Raw genomic sequence first — 17645 nt, forward strand, 5'->3', positions numbered from 1 at the left:
AAGAATCTGGGGAAACTCACCCTCCCCAGAAGCCTCCATCACTTTTCACACTAAGCTGCTTCAAACCTTCAGTAATTACATTCAATTCGTCTAAATTCACACCTAATAAACTCGCTTTACCCTCTAATACCTTTTCGACAACATCAGGATTTTGAATTAAAAAATTTACGATATCTTGCACTTACCTTTCTCCCCTTTTTGTTAAAATTTATCAAACATGACTGATTGAATAGTCATGAGCTGATCTTTTGGCAGTGTAAGCTTTTCCATTTCTTTTTTCGCGTGATGAATGGCAAGGTTTTTCATGACGTTCATGTATTGTGTGACTCCTGCGACATGGAGTTTTTCTTTGTATTCTATTATATCCTTGAATTCTTGCTGAAAGAATCTGCCGTGATCGATCATGCTGAGGATTTCTGAGGAGTGCGTGGTAAATTCCCGGGAAAGATATAGGTAAGCTAGCGAACGCTTTTGTTGTTTTATATCATTATTATGTTCCTGAAAGAGCCCTTTATAGTCATTTTCAATTTGAGCAGCAATTCCCAGCTGATAAGCGTAGGCTTCTATACAAGGATAAGCTTTTCCGTTCGCGAGCAAGGTTCCGAGGATACACGATAAAGCAAATAAAGATCCAGCTTTTAGCTTCATCATTTCCAAGCACTCATCTTCGGTTGCCATTTCATTTTTCAAATCCAAATGCTGGCCCTGCATTGATTGCAATGCATAGCGTGAGGCTGCTGACAGTAAATGAACGTTTGAGCCGGCTGCGCATATTGTATGAATACCAATTGTATAAATAGAAGTCGCAGCGTTTAAAGCAATTGGGGGACTGAGCTTCATCCAAGGAGCATCGAAATTGTCTTCATCTTCCAAATCATCAAAAATGTCAAAAGAAAGTATCAAAAGTTCTATTCCTGCAGAAAGAGTTTGAATAGATGACTCATCTTGCCCACCAAACGCTTGATAATGACAGGAGGCCATATTTGCAAAAGGAAACTGGTCTTTTTCTTCAAGAAACATTGTTAAATGCTCTTGCAGTTCACCTTTATGTAAATGTTCCTCTATCGTACGCCTCATTTTGTTTTTAATGCTGCCAGGCTCTAGATAAATTTGCTTAGAAATGATACTCACTCCCTCAAAACTATTTTACTAAATCGAGAGAGAGAAAGATAGAGTATTTTTATATGAATTGCAGTTTTATGAAGAAATATGTATTTTCTTGCAAATAAAAAAAGACCTGCAGAAGATGCAAGTCCTTACGAGATTTTTACGTAAGCGTATTTGTCATATTTGTCAATGCTCTTATTGATCATTCGGAGAGAGTTATTCGTTTCTTTAATATCCGTTTCCAGTTTGCTCAGCAATTGCTTCAATTCTTCAATATTATACTGATTCATAATCGGATTCCACACTCCTTTTTGGAAGATCAATGCATTTGTATTTGTCCGAAAGAACTAGTTTTGATCTGCTAACTATAGTTTAAATGGTATCGGGTATATTTTCACCGAAAATTAGGCGAAAACATTCATGCGTGACACCGCAAAATTCAATAGGTCATATTTCATAAATTTACTTCACGATTCGGCAAGACTTTGTTCTCAGGCATAAAAAAAGACTCTATTTAGCAGAGTCTAAAGGAGTGTTCCAATATTCATCAATTAAGCGTGTTGCCTCTATTTTACCCAGTTCTATCAACGTCTTTCGATCTGAATTCGTTCCGATGTACTGGACCGTGAAATCTTCTATCCCGTTTTTCGACAGCAAACATTCAAACTCTCCGACGCAATGATTCATGGTGACCGAAAAAACCGCAACAAGTTTGTCGTCCAACACAAAAATCTGCGAATGCCCAGACATATTGATAAATATCCTCCTTATTTTTGACTTGTTTCCCTTCTTCAACAAACAATACTTAAATCCCTTTATTATCGAAAGAGGTGGATTAATGTTTCATTATTTTCCTTATTATCACCCTTATTACCGAGTTATATACAATAAGCCGCAATATTATCGCCATCCTGCACTGCCGCCGGTAAACCCGCAGATTTTTATGAAATCTGCCAAGCAAAGCACGCTTCTCCTTAAACAAGCAGAAATTTTAGTATTAAAGCTTTCCAGTTCTCCTGATTTGTCAAAAAATATAATGGCTGCAGCTCAAGAATCCAAGGAAAAAATAGTTCTTCAGCTCTTAAAACAAACTGGGGTTACAAGTGACCTGCGTGTCATGTTTAATCCTGATGGGATCCATATTGAGCTTTCTCAATCGAACGAAAAAGTCACTCTTTTTTTGCGGTGGTCACTTGAAGGAAATATCTGAGTGGGGATAACTTGCGGACTATACATGCATAGTCCGCAGGGAATATAAATCAACATGTCATTCTAAATAATCAGCAGGTTTCCGCTCCATTCAACAGCTTTTAAATAACATTGGTATGCCTCTTTTTTCGAAATATCGGCAATATTGATTTCATCCCACTTATTACGCTCAATGCATTTTGCCATATGTAATACATATCTATAGTCGTTGTCATTTCCATGAAGTGCACCTTTGACCTCATCAAGCAAAGGCAATTCGTTAACTATATCACCCACTTTACCGTGTAAAAGTGTATCTATAAATGAAAACATGCCGATAAGCATGTATGAGGCAGGATGGTCCCTGTATGTTTTTTTGGCAAGAAGTTCACATAACTTTCCTCTGATTAGCGACAACTTGATGACTTCCCTTTTGCTTGAGTGTTCCTTTAAAATGAAGATTTTTAAAAGAAAGAATATAAATCCAGCGCCTGATTTCGGTAAATCCGAGCATTACAATGGCGTGCCTGATGCTGGTGATTTTTTTCTTTCGATAAAAGGCAGGAGAATTCAATAACTTTAATAATTGATAGGAAAGACTTAAATCCCTTTCAATAAAATGGGTCACCCTGTGAATGCTCGGTTGTTCTTTGATTAATTCATCCAACAGCTGATAATACGAGTGAAAGTGCAAAGACGGATCTTGTCCCGATACAACTTGCGGTTCGCTGAAAAAATATCCTTGAAACAGCTGAAATCCATGCGCCATCGCTTGATGATAATCCTTGCGTGATTCTACTTTTTCCGCCAGAAATTTTATGTTGTACTTTTGATAAAGATCGACGAGTCGTTTTCGGTCCGCTTGCGTGGTCTGTAAAAAGTCCACTTTTAAAATATCAATGGATTGAAATAAGACGGGCAATAGTTTTTCTTCAGCTGATCTGGAAATTGAAAAATCATCTAAAGCAATCGTATACCCTAACCCTTTCAATTGCTTGCACCTGGCAATAAGTTCTTTCGTAATCGGTATATCTTCAAGGATTTCAATAACTAGTTTATTAGGGTCAAAATATGTCAGAAAATCAGACTTTAGTAAGCCATATGTAAAATTAATGAAGCACTTTCTTCCTTCAGTCAGACGGTCCATCCCGATGTTGAAAAAGCTGTTGATCATAACGTCTGTAGTAGCTTCATCCCCATTTTTGACAGAATAATTATTAACTTCATTCGTTCGATAAAGAAGCTCGTATGCGACTACTTGCTCCTTTCTGTTGAAAATAGGTTGTCTGGCCACAAAAACTTTCATTTCCACACCCTCCTCGACGCCATTTTTTTAAACATTCACCAACTAAACCACATCCATCTTTTTATCGGCTGGACGACAATTTATTTTGAACTTCGCAAAGGAAGTTAGTTTTTCATGTCTCGGTATTTTCTAGTAACTTTCAATCTATGGGATCTTTAGATCAGTGGAGCAGCCCTTTTCTACTAGTCTTCCTTAAGGTGACCTAAAGCCCCTGAGATGAGCATACGTTCCAGTTAACTTTGAAGCATCCATATTATTCAACACTCGAAGTGGCAGCGTCATTTAAATTTCAATATTAAAAACCCAATTCCTCTGTATTAAAATAGAGAAATTGGGTTCTTTTTCGTTACACCATTAAAGCGCCAAGATTGCTGAAGATAGTGATTTTTCGGTTGAAATAGTTTTGCAAATGATTGAATATGTTTTTATTAGTTAATACATGAGCAGTATTAAGATTAATATTGGTGCTGTTATTCACTATCGTTCTATTTAAAAAATTGAAATGAGCTCTTTTGTATAAGGATGGCGTTCCTCACCAAATAAATGATCGCGGATAAATTGATCGACAATTTTTCCCTCTTTCATAACCATAATCCGCTGGCTCATTTGGCTGACAGCAGCAAGATCATGTGAAATAAATAAGTAAGAGAGATTTAAAGTTTCGCGAAGCTCTGTCAATAAAGTAAGTACTGCCCCTTGCGAGATGACATCAAGGCTTGCGGTTGGCTCATCTAGAACAATGAGCTCAGGTTCAATGCTGATCGCACGAGCAATCGTTACACGTTGCCTTTGTCCGCCGCTTAATTCATGAGGATATTGATTTGCTATACCTGACGGCAGCTCAACGGCTTCAAGGAGTTGCTTTACAAATGCGTCCCTGGAGGAATAGGAGAAATGACTAAGGTTAAGTTTCCTACTGTATTGGGCATAAGGGTCAATCAATGAATCCTTTATTTTAAGCTTTGGATTTAAGGCAGCTGCTGGATTTTGAAGCACGATTTGAATGTTTTTTCTATAAGGATGTAACTGATGCTCATTAAGCTGTTCAATTGCTTCATTCTTAAAATAGATCGAGCCGCTGTCAATTGGTTCAATCCGCAGCAAGCAACGAGCCAGTGTGCTTTTACCACAGCCACTTTCACCGACAATGCCAAGACATTCACCCTTTTTCAGTTCAAATGAGAGGTTGTTCACAGCTGTTTTTCCAGCTTGATATGATTTCGTCAGTTGTTTAACAGCAAGAAGACTCATACGTTAATATACCTCCTGTAACCCTGATGGGAGGCCACGTCCTAGTGTAGGTGCGGCCTGGATCAACCGCTTTGTATATTCATGCTGCGGATGGTCAAGTATACGATGCTTCCCGCCTGATTCAACGATTTCCCCTTCCTTCATGACAGCTAGACGTGTCGCATATCGTCTGACATGGCGCCAATCATGGGTAATGAATAAAATTGCACAGCCTGTTTCTTTTTGCCGCTTTGCAAGTAATTCTAAAATCCTGTGCCCTGAGACACTGTCAAGTGCCGTGGTTATTTCATCTGCAATTAATAAATCAGGTGACAGCAAAAGCGCCATAGCTATCGAAATTCGCTGAAGTTGTCCGCCGCTTAACTGAAACGGGTATCGACTGTACAAAGATTCATCTAATCCAACTGAGTGAATTGCATCCAATGAATTTACCTTCCTATTTTTAGCATCTAGAATACCGTGTGCTTTCTGGTATTCTTCAAGATGCTGGCCAATTGTTCTAAACGGTGTAAAAGAACCCTGATAATCTTGAAAAATATAGGAAAGCTTTTTTCCAAGAATTGTCCTCATCTGTTTAGGTGATAACGATAGCAAATCTTCTTCCTTAAAAATAATCTTTCCCTCAGCCTGCAAATTAGGTGAAAGCATTCGTCCAATTGCTTGTGAGAGTATGCTTTTTCCGCTCCCGCTTTGACCAACCAGTGCATACCACTCTCCTTCACGAATAGAGAGTGACACGTTATCAACAATTTTCTTTTCTCTGCTGCTAATCGATACTTGCTCAATTGATAAAATCATTGCCGCACCTCTTTTTTTACATCAAAATGGTCACGTAAATAATCACCCAGCATATTCGTTAGCAGCACAACAACCACAATAGCTAAACCAGGGTATATCATTAATTCAGGTTTTGACTGAAAATACGGACGTGAGTCGTTTAGCATCGCTCCCCATTCAGGGATTGGGGGTTGTGTACCAAGACCAATATATGACAAGGAAGAAATAAGCAAGATAATTTTGCCTAAATCAAGACTTGCCAGAACCAGAACATGTCCAACAATATGTGGTAATAGATGCTTACGCATGATTTTACTTGAAGATAGTCCGTTAATCCTAGCAATCAGTATATAATCCTTTTGAGATTCTGATAAAACCGTGCTGCGAACTAGACGAGCATAACTAACCCACTTGACAATCACAATCGCAAGCACAAGGTTGCCGATGCCCGGTCCAAGTAATCCACTTAGAACAATTGCGACAATCGTATCTGGAAAGGCTAAAAATCCATCGGCAATTCGCATAAATACCCGATCAACTAAACCGCGTTTATATCCCGAGATAAGACCAAAGGGGATTCCAATGATGAGAGCAACTATCAGCGCCAGCAAGCTATAACCGATAGTCTGCTGACCGCCTAGTAAAAGCCTGGTCAGTACGTCCCGGCCAAGTTGATCTGTTCCAAGCGGATGCTGAAAACTCATCCCCTGGAGGCGTCCATCGAGAATTGTTAATGTTGGATCATGCTGCAAATAAAAAAAAGCATATAGGATGGCTGCTAAAATAAGAAGTACACATATCAGTGCCATCATCCCTTGCCAACTGTGCTTTTTTACCTTTTGCAAACGTATAGACAATCCTTTCATCAGTTGGTCCCCTTCTCTTTTAGTTTCATTTCGGGATTTAAATACCGGTAAGATAAATCCACACATGTATTTACAATGAAAATAATGATCGCCATGATTAAAATATATCCTTGTATAAGGGGATAATCTCGTTGACGTATCGCATCAACGACAAGCTTTCCTATCCCCGGATACGCAAATAATACTTCAATCACCACTACACCACCAATCAAGCTTCCTAAACTGACTCCGAATACAGTAATAACTGGAGGCAGGCTGTGTCGAAATGCATGCACTACAAAAATTCGCCGTTCTGACAACCCACGCGCTCTCGCTGCACGGATAAATTCCTGACTAAGCGAATCAAGTAAGCTGGAACGAAGCAAACGCACATATACACTTGAAATGGCCAACCCAAGTGTCAATGACGGTAAGATCAATGAGACAAATCCGTCTCTTCCCATGGTTGGAAGCAAGTTGAAACGTACACCAAATAAATCAATAAAAATAAGGCCAAGCCAAAAACTTGGGATGGCCGCACCAATAATTGATAGGATTCTACTCATATGATCAATCCAGCTATTCCGATTAAGGGCAGATAGCGATCCGAGTGGAATTGATACGACCAGCATGACAATCAACGAACCAACGGCTAATTCGATTGTGGAAGGCAGCCCCATTAAAATCATATCCATTACAGGTTGACCCGTGACATAAGAGTTCCCGAAATCAAGCTGGATAAATTTAAGCAGCCAAAGTCCGTACTGGACGAGCAATGGCTTGTTGAATCCCATCTCTTCCCTTAATGCTTCTACTTGCTCCTGACTAACTGATAGCTCATCAACATTCAAAATGGTCAAAACAGGATCGCCAGGGGCAAGCCGAACAAACAAAAAACTGACAAATGTAATAAATAACGTAAAAAATAGAACTTCAAAGAATTTCCGAGCAAGAATTTGAACCATTTACTTCACATCCAACTGGTTTATAATCATGTAATATTCACTTCGTGTGGTCACCCAATTTTTCACTTTGTTTTCGTTATACGCAACAATGGTGGAAGGATGCAAGACAAATGAATTGATCACATGATCATGGACATAATCAGCTGCCTGCTCAGCAAGAACAGCTCGATCTTCTTGACTGACGGTTTGATTGAGCTTGTCAATAATTCTAGTCAGTTCAGGCTCTTCTGCACCGCTAAAGTTGAGAGCGCCGGTTGGATGATAGGTTGCATTTAAATAATATCCAGCATCTCCGCGCGGGGCTGTTAAATTACTATACGTAGCCAAATCCCAATCGCGGTTTGACGCCATATATTCCTCAGGAATATCAATTTGGCGAATTTCAACATCAATACCGATTCGTTTTGCGTCCGATTGAAAAACTTGAGCAATTAATGGCAAGTCTGCTCTTGCACTGTAGGTTAATAGGGTAAATTTAAGCGGCTCTCCGTCTTTTTGCATTTTCCCTTTTTCAAGTGAATAACCAGCTTCCTCCAAGTACTTAACAGCTATGTCCGTTCCCGTTTCGCTCTGTTTATAAGATGGGGAAAACGGCAGTGATTGTAAAAATGGCCCAACAGCAGGTTCTGCATATCCTAAAAGAATCGTATCAACAATTTTCTTGCGGTTAATCAACGCATCAACAGCGCGACGCACATTAACATCCTGCAAACTTTTGCGTTCCATATTCATCGTCATTTGATGTACACGGAATGTTGCAGTCGATTCAACTTCAATTCCATCTTGTGCTCGTAACGATTCCAAGCTTTCTACCTCTGGACGATAAACAATATCTACTTGCCCAGACTTCAGTGCAAGCGAACGAGCATTTGCATCCTCATTAAAAGCGAATGTGACTGAATTAAGATTTGAAGCCCCATCCCAATAATCAGCATAGCGCTCGAGCTCAAGCTTGCTTCCAGGTGTAAATGACTTCAATATAAAAGGTCCTGTACCGACCGGTTTGTTGACAATATCCTCTTCTGTTACGTCAATGATCGAAACGTTTGGGTTAACAAGCTCAGAAACAAACTCCGGAAAAGGTTCTGTCGTCGTAATTTTTAATGTATAGCCATCAGCTTCAATCTTATCGATTTTGAGTGCATTTTGAATAGCAACGCTTTCTTTCAGCGCTCGTTCAAGAGAGGCTTTCACGTTTTCAGCATCCATTTTATTACCATTTTGAAACGTGACATCTTCACGAAGTTTAATTGTCCAATGTTGCCCATCCTCACCTTCCCAGCTTTCTGCCAGCCATGGTTCAATAGTTAAATTTTCTTCATCTAGTCGAACTAGAGTTTCAGTTATCCCTGCTCTTAACGGAACATAACTTGAATCAACATGAGGATCTAGTGAATTAGTGGAGAAATTATAGAGAAAATCGATGTGCTTGTCTTCTGCTTTTTCTTCATCAGCACTATGCGAGTACTGCGTACAAGCACTTAAAAAGCTAACACATACCAATAAGATACTAATTTTAAGAAAGTGATTTTTTATGTATTTATGGGAACTTTTAAAACTGACGCAGCCGTGCCGATTATTATTTTTAATTATTTTCATAGTATTTACCTCTTTTTTCGTAATCATTCCGATTTATATCATATCGTAATGATTCTTATTTATCAAGGACAATATTTTCATAAATTAGTTTATTTACTAGATTACTTGTGTTTCTTCCTCCATGATTACCTTAAAGCTGGATGATACTTTAATCGTGAAAAAGCAGACGTTTTGAACGGGCTGAGCTTTTAATAAATGAAGGAGAATGTGTTGGATTAATCGGTGAACGCGGAAGTGGGAAGAGCACGAATATCCCGAGTGAATAACCGCACTACTTGATAAAGTAGGGCTTCCTCATTCTGTGTTGGAAAAATATCCTCATGAGCTTAGCGGTAGAACTTATTGAAGATCTTAATACTAAATGGAATAACCGAATCCAGCAATCTTTGCAATAATTACTTCTCTCTTAATGTCCCTATAATGAGTTAATCATTTTATCTTTTATACACTGCAAAAAATAAAAAACAGAGGGGATATCCTCATCCCCTCTGATTGCTCGATTACCAAGGTTTCCTCTTATGGTATCACTCTAATCCTCTTTTAAGCTTTTCGCTTTCTCTTTTACCTCTTGAATTAAATTCATTTTATTTGTCCAGCAGGCTTCGCTTAAATCAACCGGATATTCCTCGGGTTTGCTGATCCTTTTATATTCTTCCCAGAGGAGGTTAAGATTTTCCTTTGCATAGCTTTGTATTTCACTTATAGAGGGCTTTTCATACATTAGCTCTCCCTCTTCAATTATCGTTTCATGCAGCTCCTTCGCGTCAAAGTCTGTAACGAATTTACTGATAAACGTATGGACCGGGTGAAACATTTTAATCTTCTCTTGATCATTTACTGGTTCGTTTTCAAGTGCGATATAATCTCCCTCAGAATGGTTGTTCAAGCGATTGATGATGCGATACACTCTTTTTCTCCCGGGAGTGGTGACTTTTTCAGGATTTGAAGAAATTTTTATCGTATCGACCATTTCTCCGTCTTCTTCGATCGAAACAAGCTTATAAACTGCCCCCAGCGCCGGTTGGTCATACGCTGTGATCAGCTTTGTTCCGATTCCCCATACATCTATTTTTGCACCTTGCGACTTTAAATTTAAGATCGTGTACTCATCCAAGTCACTGGACGCGATGACCTTTGCCTCTTTGAAGCCTGCTTCATCGAGCATTTTTCTCGCTTTTTTCGATAAATACGCAAGGTCTCCGCTGTCCAGACGAACTCCGATAAAGTTGATACGATCTCCAAATTCTTTTGCAACTTTAATCGCATTCGGAATGCCTGATCGAATCGTATCATATGTATCGACAAGAAACACACAATCTCTGTGGGTTTCCGCATATTTTTTAAACGCTTTATATTCATCACGATAAGCTTGGACCAGAGCGTGGGCATGAGTCCCTGAAACCGGGATGTTAAAGTGCTTTCCGGCACGTACATTGCTTGTCGATTGGAAGCCTCCAATAATAGCCGCTCTTGCTCCCCACATCGCCGCATCCATTTCGTGAGCCCGTCTAGTACCAAATTCCAAGGCATCCTCTTCTGGAATCACTTGTTTGATTCTGGAGGCTTTTGTAGCGATTAATGTTTGGTAGTTCACAATGTTTAACAAAGCAGTCTCAATCAACTGAGCTTCCGCCAATGGTGCTTCAATCCTCATCAGCGGTTCATTGCCGAATACTAGCTCTCCCTCTTTCATGCTGTACAGGGAGCCGCTGAAGGTCAGTCCTTTTAAATAGTTGATAAAGTCAGGCTTGTAACCAACCTCTTCTTCTAAATAGGCAAGATCACTGTTCGTAAATTTAAACTTTGTTAAATACTCGATCGCTTTTTCAAGCCCCGCAAAGACAGCATATCCGTTTTCAAAAGGAAGCTTTCGAAAAAAAAGCTCGAAAATTGCTTTTTTCTCATGTATTCCGTCTCTCCAGTATGTCTCAACCATATTGATTTGGTATAAATCTGTGTGTAAGGATAAACTGTCATCTTTATAACGGTGTTCCAACTCTATTCCCCTTTTCTATTCGACAACTTCCGCTCCGATACTGTTTTGAAAATGTGAGAGTGCCCACTCATGTCCAGTTTGATTAAAGCTTGCTACCGCGTGTTTATGGATGACAATGTCAAACCCTTTATTGTAAGCATCAACAGCCGTATGCAATACACAAATATCAGTACATACACCAATCAAATGAATTTGGCTGATGTCTCTCTCTCGCAGCTTAATCTCCAAATCTGTTCCTGCAAAAGCGGAATATCTTGTTTTTTCCATGTAATAAACATTCTTCTTGCTTTTGTGTAAAAGATGGAGCTTCTTCAAATCTCCATAAAGTTCTTTTCCTTCTGTATTTTTTATATTATGCGGGGGAAATAATTTTGTCTCAGGGTGAAACGGGTCATCCTCTAGATGTGAATCGACGGCGAAAACGACATATTCATCCTGTAGAATAAAACGATCTGTTATTTGAACAACTGCCTCTTCTATTTGCTGTCCTGGTTCACCACAGGTCAGCTTGCCGTCAGCAGCAACAAAATCGTTAGTATAATCAATGCAGATTAACGCTTTTTTCACTCTTCTCTCCCCCTGATTTTTATATTTATTAGTATAGCCAAGTCACAGCAGCTTTGAAAGAATTAAATTTGCCGACTATTGCATAGCAACACCCGGCTCATTATTTCTTATTTGAAAGTTGAGATTTACGAAATATCTCGTCTTCTATATATATCTTATCTTTATCGACAGCTGTGGGCGCCGCCAAAACTAATCCCAGGAGCGGATGAAATGAATCGGATACAATCGTAAAATCGTTCCCCGACTTGTTTGCTAATTGAATATATTTAGAAAAATCGCCATAGTTCATTTGTCCGTTCAACAGCAATTTTGCTTCTTTATTAGAATTCAATGCTTGTTCAACTTCTTTATAAACCGCCTTCCTCCTTACTTGCCCAATTGTTAACGCAATAATTACCCGTTCGCGAATCGAGCCTAAAAAAAGCCGGCGTTCGTCCTTTTTTGTTTCAAGAGTACCGTATATGCCCTGTTGGATATATTGGTCCATTGAAGAATCATCCATGCGAATCCTCCTGCATTTAAGTGTTTGAATCCAGTATAAAGCAAAATAAAGCAAAACTTCAAATAGCAAGGATTCAAACTATCATTCGCCCAATATGATTCCAACTGTCCATATTTCGAATTTATAAGAAATACTACATTACCGCCCAAACCATTCCAACCAATTTTAACCATCCAAAAAACGAAATCCATAACGGTATGCTGAAAACCGTTGCCCAGCACATACCTCTGATAAATGAAAAATCATAATTAGTCATTATTAGCCCTCCCTTGTTTCAGTATGGCCATAAACAAAATGCTTCAATCTTTTTGTAAACGCTTTCAATTAATAGTAATATTTTTTTATGCTTCAATATAAGAAAATATGTCATTACATCTCAGTAACCCATTGAACCATTTTAATTGCAAGCTCTTGAGCCGCTTCTCTTGTCGTTCTATTTTGAAGTGATTGGTCAATTGTTAAAAACAGTTCTTCTTTTTCATCCTCATAAGAAACGAGAATACTCCATTCCAAGTCAGGGACAGCAATCAGCGTATGATTTTCTTTCCTGTTCTCGTGAAGGTAAACCTGGTTGATCGGAATATGATTTGCTGTAAGATTCGCTTTTCTAATTTTCATTTTTTTACTCTCCTGATGATTTGGTTTTATTATACAACAAATAGGACTGATTTCATACAAAAAAAGCATTCCAAATTAGGAATGCTATCCATTAAATGCATCGAATTGATCAAAAACATCAGAATCATCAAGTTTCGTACTGCTTTTTTGATTCATAAACCAATTGTAATCTCCCGTATTAAATGCACCGGATCCTCCCGATGACTGGAAAGCACTTTTCGGTGAGATGGCAAATACATCTCCAAAGCTTGTGATTCCGTTATCTAGCAAATTCTCAATCCGTATAGGTCCGACAATAGCAGGCACCATCTATTCCCCCTACTTTTTTTCCCATAGTATGAAAGGGGTAGGCTGATTGTGCCTGTTTATCGGTATCAAGCCTGTTTCTCTTTATCCAATACGGAAAGCTGCCGTAAACGAATAAGCCGAACTACATTTAGGGTGAATGCTTTTAATACGGCATAAACCGGGACAGCCAATATCATTCCGAGTACACCGCCGAAGCTGCTTGCGCCAATTAAGAGCAGAATAATCGTTAATGGATGAGTATTGATTCGTTTTCCGATAACCAGTGGAGAAATCAGATTTCCGTCAATTTGTTGGACAACAGCAACGACTACGATTGCTAAGAGTGCCTGAGTCGGTGATTCAATCAGAGCGATAATCACAGCCGGTGCAGCTCCAATAAACGGTCCAAGATAAGGAATAATATTGGTAACAGCCACGACAATTCCTAATATTAATGCATAATCCAGACCAATAATCGAATACCCGATAAAACATCCGGTTCCGACAAAAAGGCTGACAATCAGCTGTCCTTGAATATAAGCCGCTAAGGTTGAATACAAATCGTGAAAAATTTTCAACCCTTCTTTTCGGTAATTAACTGGGAGAATTTTCACCGCCAAATTCGGAAAATGCGATCCATCCTTCAACATATAAAATAGAATAAACGGAACAGTTACTATAGCCAGTGTTATATTTGCCATCACTCCAACGATCGCACTTACTCCTTTAGAAAAATTCTGAGGAAGATTTGTCGCATACGAGCTAAGTGTATTTTGCAGCTGAGAAATAGAAACATAATCTTGGTTCAGCATCCATTTATACCATTGCGATTCGTAAAGATTATTTATTAATTGTGGAATTTCCTCAGCATATCGAGGAATATTATTGAATAGATCAGTTATCTGAGAAGTCACGATAGGACCCACTGTAGCAAGGAGGATGCTTACCAATACGATAAATACCAAATAAATCAAAAGAATCGATATCGTTCTCGGCAATTTTTTTTGCAGCAAGTTAACAACTGGATTGAAAATAAAGAACAAAATCCCCGCTATCAAAATCGGGAAAAACAAGGTGGTAACGAATAAGATAAACGGTTCAAATAAAAAAGATACCTTCGTTGAAACAAAAATAATGAGCAAAACAAGCAATATTTGCAGTGTCCAAAAATGTACTTTTGATTTAAGCAAGCCGCTACTCCTCCTGAATACCTTGTTATGATTACTTTCAAACTACTATTCAAATCCAAATATGTCAAACGTTTTTCCCATTAAGAAAAAGAGAAACTGTTCATCGCCGCCAAATAAAACGAAATCATGACAAGAAAGCAAAATAACAGGCCGACTTTTACACTGCCATTTCTAAACAAACTAATATAAAAAAGAGCGAGAAATGAAATGGACATGAATGCAAAGACGACTCCGGCAATGCTTACAGAAAAATCAGCATGGACAGGGATGTTTGCAGTCCCTTTAAAGCTCCTAAAAAGAAAGGACTCTCCGTTTGTCGACAGTGTTTCACCAATATTATGAGGCGGTGATTGAGTCCCCAGGAGGCTTGTAAAGAAAAAGACAACCCCGAGTATGACCGTTTCCGCTCTTATCCAATGCAGTACCCGAAATCGGTTGGACTTTGCATAGGAAGCCAATCCGCCATTCACAATGGCAAAAGCAATGACAGCAAGTACCCCAATATGTTTGATAAACAAATATTGACCGTAAGAAAGCGGAAATGCATTGGCATAATCAAATATATTCATAACGAAACTCATTAAAAAAAGACCGCTTGTGATCATCAGGACAAGACATCCTGCTGCTAAAGGGGTGAACCAATTTAAAAATGCTGACCAGTTTTGCTCCTTTTCCCCAAACCAACCGACGTTCAGTAAAATTCCAACCCATAATACAGCACCTGTGAAATGCAACACATGATTGACGATCCCCCATACAGGAGAAATAGACGCGGAATGGCCTCCGTAACCGAAAACAAAGATAAGCGCAAATAAAAAAAGCAGCTGAAGTAAATTTGGCGCCTTTATCATTCTGAACAACCATACACATAAGCATATGATGACAGTCATCATCCACGCCTGACCCGATCGTAAATCAGTTAATACGGTAAAGAAGGCTTGATAAAAGCCAAAGTCCTTCGAATAAGATAGGCTAAGCTTTAAAATCGGCCCGATGGTTAAGATCGCGATGAGCAGCGGACTGGCTAGCAGTAATTTTTCTGGCACTTGGACAAATGGTTTTTTCGCCTCAGGAATAAATGTCAGAAAAATATGGCCGACCAAAAAAGAAAGAAGCAAGTAAACAAAAAAATCCACTAGGGAGACGAACAAATCCGGCATTATTTTTTCTTCCTTGTTAACAGATAGATACCTGCTGCAAACAAAAGAGCAATAATGCCAATCCACATATAAGCATTTTGGCCTTGGCCACCAGTATCATTGCTATCTGTTAGAGCATTTGTTTGATCATCTTGGTCCTCTGCGTCTTGATTTTTTTCTGAAACATTTACTGAAAAGCCGATGCTATCCTCAACTGTGTGCCCGTCTTCACCGACAATCTTCCATGAAACTGTATATTCTCCGCTTTGCAAAGGCTCTTTAAGAGTACCAGTGATTGTAGAGCCTTCTACTTTTTGGTTTTCAAGATCTATTTCTTCGCTTTCGCGACTTAAAGTCATCGTGCTTAAGTTTTCAATTGGTGTGTTAAAGTGCAATGTGATCTCTTTTAAGGGTTCTTCTATAACTGCTCCATTTTCAGGCGTCGAGTTCTCCAGTGTTGAATGGGCAAAAATGAGGCTCGGATTTGCCAGTAGAAGAACGAGAGTAAATGCTAATATTTTTTTCATGATGATTCCCTTCCTCTCTATACTGCTTCTCTACATTCTAGCATAAGAAATTCTTCATAATCGAATGAGAAATTGACGTTTTTTCAAGAATAACAAAAAGAGCAGTTGTCTGCTCTTTTACATTCTTTCAATGTTTCTCGTTTTATAATCGTATATTTTGATCATTTTTGCGAATTTGGATAGGTTGTAAGCAGCACATTTCATGCAGAAAGAGTTTGAGGGGAAGCAGGTGAAAAAAGAGGATCGACAACCGCAGGCAGACTCACGTAACCTTATACAAGTTTTTTTATAGGATACCCTGCTTGGTCGATCATTTGGTCAAGCTTTTTAATACGATGTAAAGCTGTTGTTTGGTCAATGACGCGATAATGGTGTCTTCCTCCCGGCTCTTCATCCATTTCGTCAGCCATTTTGACAATTTGCTGAAGTTTGTTTTTTTCCAAATCTCCTTCCGGCAAATAAGAATCCGTATGAAGAAGTATGGCTAAAGCAATTTCCTTCGCAGCCTTGGGTTCTTCGCCAAGGCGAATTAACAGCTTATGCGCACGTTCAGCGCCTTTTATCGCATGTATATCATTTCTTTTGTACAATTCATAATCCCATTCTCCGTCTGTAAACCATTCATAATGCCCGATATCATGCAGGAGCGCCGCTTTTGCAGCAAGATCGGGATTGACTCCAGCTTTAACTGCCATGTGGCAGGCATGATAGGCACAAGCAATCGCATGGGCAATGCCTGAACGCTTGAGGTATTTTTGGGCAATTGGATGGGTGAATACGTCCACTAATAGAACGGATCTCATAGAAATCCCTCCTTGAAAGCATTTGTAGAATCCTAACATATTTTTAAGCTTTTCTCAATTTATTTGTTACATTTATTCTCATTTTTCGCGGAATTGTAATTCTGTACCCTTTTCCAGCCAGTGAAAAACACAGTTAAAGCAGTATATGATCACTTGCTTTCTACGTTATAGACAGTTTCTTTAATTTATAAAATTAAAAACCCGCGCATTCATGCCGCGGGTTTAGAGAAATTCTTTTATATCATATATGCGTCCGTTTTCCATCTCAGTTTCAAGCAGTGACATAAGCTTTCCCGCAACAAAATCAGGAGATCGAAGCTGTCCTTTTTCGTGAAATTCTTGAAATCGCTGCACCTGCTGAAAATCCTCTGCCTTCGAAGAACGAATCTGTCCCTGCATCTCGGTATTCATAATTCCTGGAGAGAAGGAGATTACTTTTACTGGGTTTTCATGATCCTCTTGTTCAACACCGAACACCTTTGTAAACATATCCAAACCTGCCTTGGAGCTGCAGTAAGCGCTCCAGCCCTTGCTTGGTTTGTGTGCGGCCCCCGAGGAAATATTAACAATTGTTTTCTTGCCTTTAAAATTTGCAGTCCATTTTACAAATGCCTGACTAAGTACGACAGGGGCAATAAGATTCAATGAATAATGATTTATCACTTCTCCTGCTTCAGCTTCGCCAACCCTTTTTATCGGTGTAACCGTTCCGGCATTATTAATTAGTGTGACAGAAGTGTAATGACTCAATGGTAATTTTTCTGTTATTTCTTGCATGAGCCGAATCATTTCTTCCGAATCCGAAAGATCTCCCTGGTAGCTTGTTAGCCTTTCGTGTTGATTCGTTTCTTTGCTTCGAGAAATGGCATTCACGTGTACGCCTTGATTAAGCAAACGTTCAGTAATCGCTCTGCCAAGACCTTTTGTTGAGCCTGTTACGATGGCAAGCTTCATTTTATCTCCTCCATTTCATGCTG

At 39.1% G+C, this 17645-nt stretch carries 21 protein-coding genes and 1 pseudogene; 1 reads left to right on the forward strand and 21 read right to left on the reverse strand.

Annotation, left to right across the window (positions count from 1 at the left end):
• Positions 1-16: 16 nt before the first annotated feature.
• The 4 genes from comX to AM592_RS11965 form a co-directional block, all read right to left on the reverse strand.
• Positions 17-181, reverse strand: a complete 165-nt coding sequence (gene comX / locus AM592_RS23315; RefSeq protein ID WP_082363977.1) for a competence pheromone ComX — start codon at positions 179-181, stop codon at positions 17-19.
• 20 nt (positions 182-201) lie between these two features.
• Positions 202-1131 (reverse strand): polyprenyl synthetase family protein, encoded by a 930-nt coding sequence (locus tag AM592_RS11955; RefSeq protein ID WP_225970217.1) that lies wholly within the window; start codon positions 1129-1131, stop codon positions 202-204.
• Positions 1132-1256: 125 nt separating this feature from the next.
• Positions 1257-1397 carry a degradation enzyme regulation protein DegQ gene (gene degQ, locus AM592_RS11960; RefSeq protein ID WP_053603993.1) on the reverse strand — a complete coding sequence of 47 codons (141 nt, stop codon included), beginning with the start codon at positions 1395-1397 and terminating at the stop codon, positions 1257-1259.
• A 220-nt stretch (positions 1398-1617) separates the two neighbouring features.
• Positions 1618-1857, reverse strand: a complete 240-nt coding sequence (locus tag AM592_RS11965) for a hypothetical protein (protein ID WP_053603994.1) — start codon at positions 1855-1857, stop codon at positions 1618-1620.
• 88 nt (positions 1858-1945) lie between these two features.
• On the opposite strand from AM592_RS11965, the gene AM592_RS11970 reads away from it, so the two are divergent.
• Positions 1946-2317, forward strand: a complete 372-nt coding sequence (locus AM592_RS11970; protein WP_053603995.1) for a YuzC family spore coat inner layer protein — start codon at positions 1946-1948, stop codon at positions 2315-2317.
• A 62-nt stretch (positions 2318-2379) separates the two neighbouring features.
• On the opposite strand, the pseudogene AM592_RS11975 reads toward AM592_RS11970, so the two are convergent.
• The 17 genes and pseudogenes from AM592_RS11975 to AM592_RS12050 form a co-directional block, all read right to left on the reverse strand.
• Positions 2380-3601: pseudogene (locus tag AM592_RS11975) on the reverse strand (EAL and HDOD domain-containing protein).
• Between the two features lie 489 nt (positions 3602-4090).
• Positions 4091-4852, reverse strand: a complete 762-nt coding sequence (locus AM592_RS11980) for an ABC transporter ATP-binding protein (RefSeq protein ID WP_053603996.1) — start codon at positions 4850-4852, stop codon at positions 4091-4093.
• 3 nt (positions 4853-4855) lie between these two features.
• The gene (locus AM592_RS11985; RefSeq protein WP_053603997.1) at positions 4856-5650 is read right to left on the reverse strand and encodes an ABC transporter ATP-binding protein; all 795 of its coding nucleotides are present in this window, start codon (positions 5648-5650) and stop codon (positions 4856-4858) included.
• Positions 5647-6495, reverse strand: a complete 849-nt coding sequence (nikC, locus tag AM592_RS11990; RefSeq protein WP_053603998.1) for a nickel transporter permease — start codon at positions 6493-6495, stop codon at positions 5647-5649. Before nikC ends, AM592_RS11985 begins: the two co-directional genes overlap by 4 nt.
• Entirely contained in the window at positions 6495-7439 is a 945-nt protein-coding gene (nikB, locus tag AM592_RS11995; protein WP_053603999.1) for a nickel ABC transporter permease, read from the reverse strand. The genes nikC and nikB overlap by 1 nt, the downstream gene beginning before the upstream one ends.
• Entirely contained in the window at positions 7440-9038 is a 1599-nt protein-coding gene (gene nikA / locus AM592_RS12000; protein WP_082363980.1) for a nickel ABC transporter substrate-binding protein, read from the reverse strand. It lies immediately after the preceding gene.
• A gap of 529 nt (positions 9039-9567) precedes the next feature.
• On the reverse strand, positions 9568-11034 hold the full coding sequence (locus tag AM592_RS12005; RefSeq protein WP_053604000.1) for a nicotinate phosphoribosyltransferase: 1467 nt from the start codon (positions 11032-11034) through the stop codon (positions 9568-9570).
• A 15-nt stretch (positions 11035-11049) separates the two neighbouring features.
• Complete coding sequence (locus AM592_RS12010; RefSeq protein WP_053604001.1) at positions 11050-11601, reverse strand: cysteine hydrolase family protein; 552 nt, start codon at positions 11599-11601, stop codon at positions 11050-11052.
• 100 nt (positions 11602-11701) lie between these two features.
• Positions 11702-12103, reverse strand: coding sequence for a YueI family protein (locus AM592_RS12015; protein WP_053604002.1), 402 nt, complete (start codon positions 12101-12103; stop codon positions 11702-11704).
• A 133-nt stretch (positions 12104-12236) separates the two neighbouring features.
• Positions 12237-12359 (reverse strand): hypothetical protein, encoded by a 123-nt coding sequence (locus tag AM592_RS24995; protein ID WP_264080126.1) that lies wholly within the window; start codon positions 12357-12359, stop codon positions 12237-12239.
• A gap of 113 nt (positions 12360-12472) precedes the next feature.
• Positions 12473-12721, reverse strand: coding sequence for a YueH family protein (locus tag AM592_RS12020; RefSeq protein ID WP_053604003.1), 249 nt, complete (start codon positions 12719-12721; stop codon positions 12473-12475).
• An 84-nt stretch (positions 12722-12805) separates the two neighbouring features.
• A complete protein-coding gene (locus tag AM592_RS12025; protein ID WP_053606096.1) occupies positions 12806-13027 on the reverse strand; it encodes a spore germination protein in 222 nt (73 codons plus the stop codon).
• A gap of 68 nt (positions 13028-13095) precedes the next feature.
• Positions 13096-14199 (reverse strand): AI-2E family transporter, encoded by a 1104-nt coding sequence (locus tag AM592_RS12030; protein WP_053604004.1) that lies wholly within the window; start codon positions 14197-14199, stop codon positions 13096-13098.
• Positions 14200-14279: 80 nt separating this feature from the next.
• The gene (locus tag AM592_RS12035) at positions 14280-15359 is read right to left on the reverse strand and encodes a copper resistance D family protein (protein WP_053604005.1); all 1080 of its coding nucleotides are present in this window, start codon (positions 15357-15359) and stop codon (positions 14280-14282) included.
• Positions 15359-15865, reverse strand: a complete 507-nt coding sequence (locus AM592_RS12040; RefSeq protein WP_053604006.1) for a copper resistance protein CopC — start codon at positions 15863-15865, stop codon at positions 15359-15361. The genes AM592_RS12035 and AM592_RS12040 overlap by 1 nt, the downstream gene beginning before the upstream one ends.
• Before the next feature lie 272 nt (positions 15866-16137).
• Positions 16138-16668 carry an HD domain-containing protein gene (locus AM592_RS12045; protein ID WP_053604007.1) on the reverse strand — a complete coding sequence of 177 codons (531 nt, stop codon included), beginning with the start codon at positions 16666-16668 and terminating at the stop codon, positions 16138-16140.
• A gap of 222 nt (positions 16669-16890) precedes the next feature.
• A complete protein-coding gene (locus AM592_RS12050) occupies positions 16891-17622 on the reverse strand; it encodes a (S)-benzoin forming benzil reductase (RefSeq protein ID WP_053604008.1) in 732 nt (243 codons plus the stop codon).
• Positions 17623-17645: the final 23 nt, after the last annotated feature.

This window comes from Bacillus gobiensis (genome assembly GCF_001278705.1).
Lineage (GTDB): Bacteria > Bacillota > Bacilli > Bacillales > Bacillaceae > Bacillus > Bacillus gobiensis.

What these genes read in the sequence shown, in the direction of transcription:
- AM592_RS11980 (WP_053603996.1), bottom strand. Translation starts at nt 4,852, where the DNA reads ATGAGTCTTCTTGCTGTTAAACAACTGACGAAATCATATCAAGCTGGA.
- AM592_RS12040 (WP_053604006.1), bottom strand. Translation starts at nt 15,865, where the DNA reads ATGAAAAAAATATTAGCATTTACTCTCGTTCTTCTACTGGCAAATCCG.
- AM592_RS12045 (WP_053604007.1), bottom strand. Translation starts at nt 16,668, where the DNA reads ATGAGATCCGTTCTATTAGTGGACGTATTCACCCATCCAATTGCCCAA.
- AM592_RS12050 (WP_053604008.1), bottom strand. Translation starts at nt 17,622, where the DNA reads ATGAAGCTTGCCATCGTAACAGGCTCAACAAAAGGTCTTGGCAGAGCG.
- AM592_RS12020 (WP_053604003.1), bottom strand. Translation starts at nt 12,721, where the DNA reads ATGAAAATTAGAAAAGCGAATCTTACAGCAAATCATATTCCGATCAAC.
- AM592_RS11985 (WP_053603997.1), bottom strand. Translation starts at nt 5,650, where the DNA reads ATGATTTTATCAATTGAGCAAGTATCGATTAGCAGCAGAGAAAAGAAA.
- AM592_RS12035 (WP_053604005.1), bottom strand. Translation starts at nt 15,359, where the DNA reads ATGCCGGATTTGTTCGTCTCCCTAGTGGATTTTTTTGTTTACTTGCTT.
- AM592_RS11970 (WP_053603995.1), top strand. Translation starts at nt 1,946, where the DNA reads ATGTTTCATTATTTTCCTTATTATCACCCTTATTACCGAGTTATATAC.
- nikB (WP_053603999.1), bottom strand. Translation starts at nt 7,439, where the DNA reads ATGGTTCAAATTCTTGCTCGGAAATTCTTTGAAGTTCTATTTTTTACG.
- nikC (WP_053603998.1), bottom strand. Translation starts at nt 6,495, where the DNA reads ATGAAAGGATTGTCTATACGTTTGCAAAAGGTAAAAAAGCACAGTTGG.
- AM592_RS12015 (WP_053604002.1), bottom strand. Translation starts at nt 12,103, where the DNA reads ATGGATGATTCTTCAATGGACCAATATATCCAACAGGGCATATACGGT.
- degQ (WP_053603993.1), bottom strand. Translation starts at nt 1,397, where the DNA reads ATGAATCAGTATAATATTGAAGAATTGAAGCAATTGCTGAGCAAACTG.
- AM592_RS11965 (WP_053603994.1), bottom strand. Translation starts at nt 1,857, where the DNA reads ATGTCTGGGCATTCGCAGATTTTTGTGTTGGACGACAAACTTGTTGCG.
- AM592_RS24995 (WP_264080126.1), bottom strand. Translation starts at nt 12,359, where the DNA reads ATGACTAATTATGATTTTTCATTTATCAGAGGTATGTGCTGGGCAACG.
- nikA (WP_082363980.1), bottom strand. Translation starts at nt 9,038, where the DNA reads ATGAAAATAATTAAAAATAATAATCGGCACGGCTGCGTCAGTTTTAAA.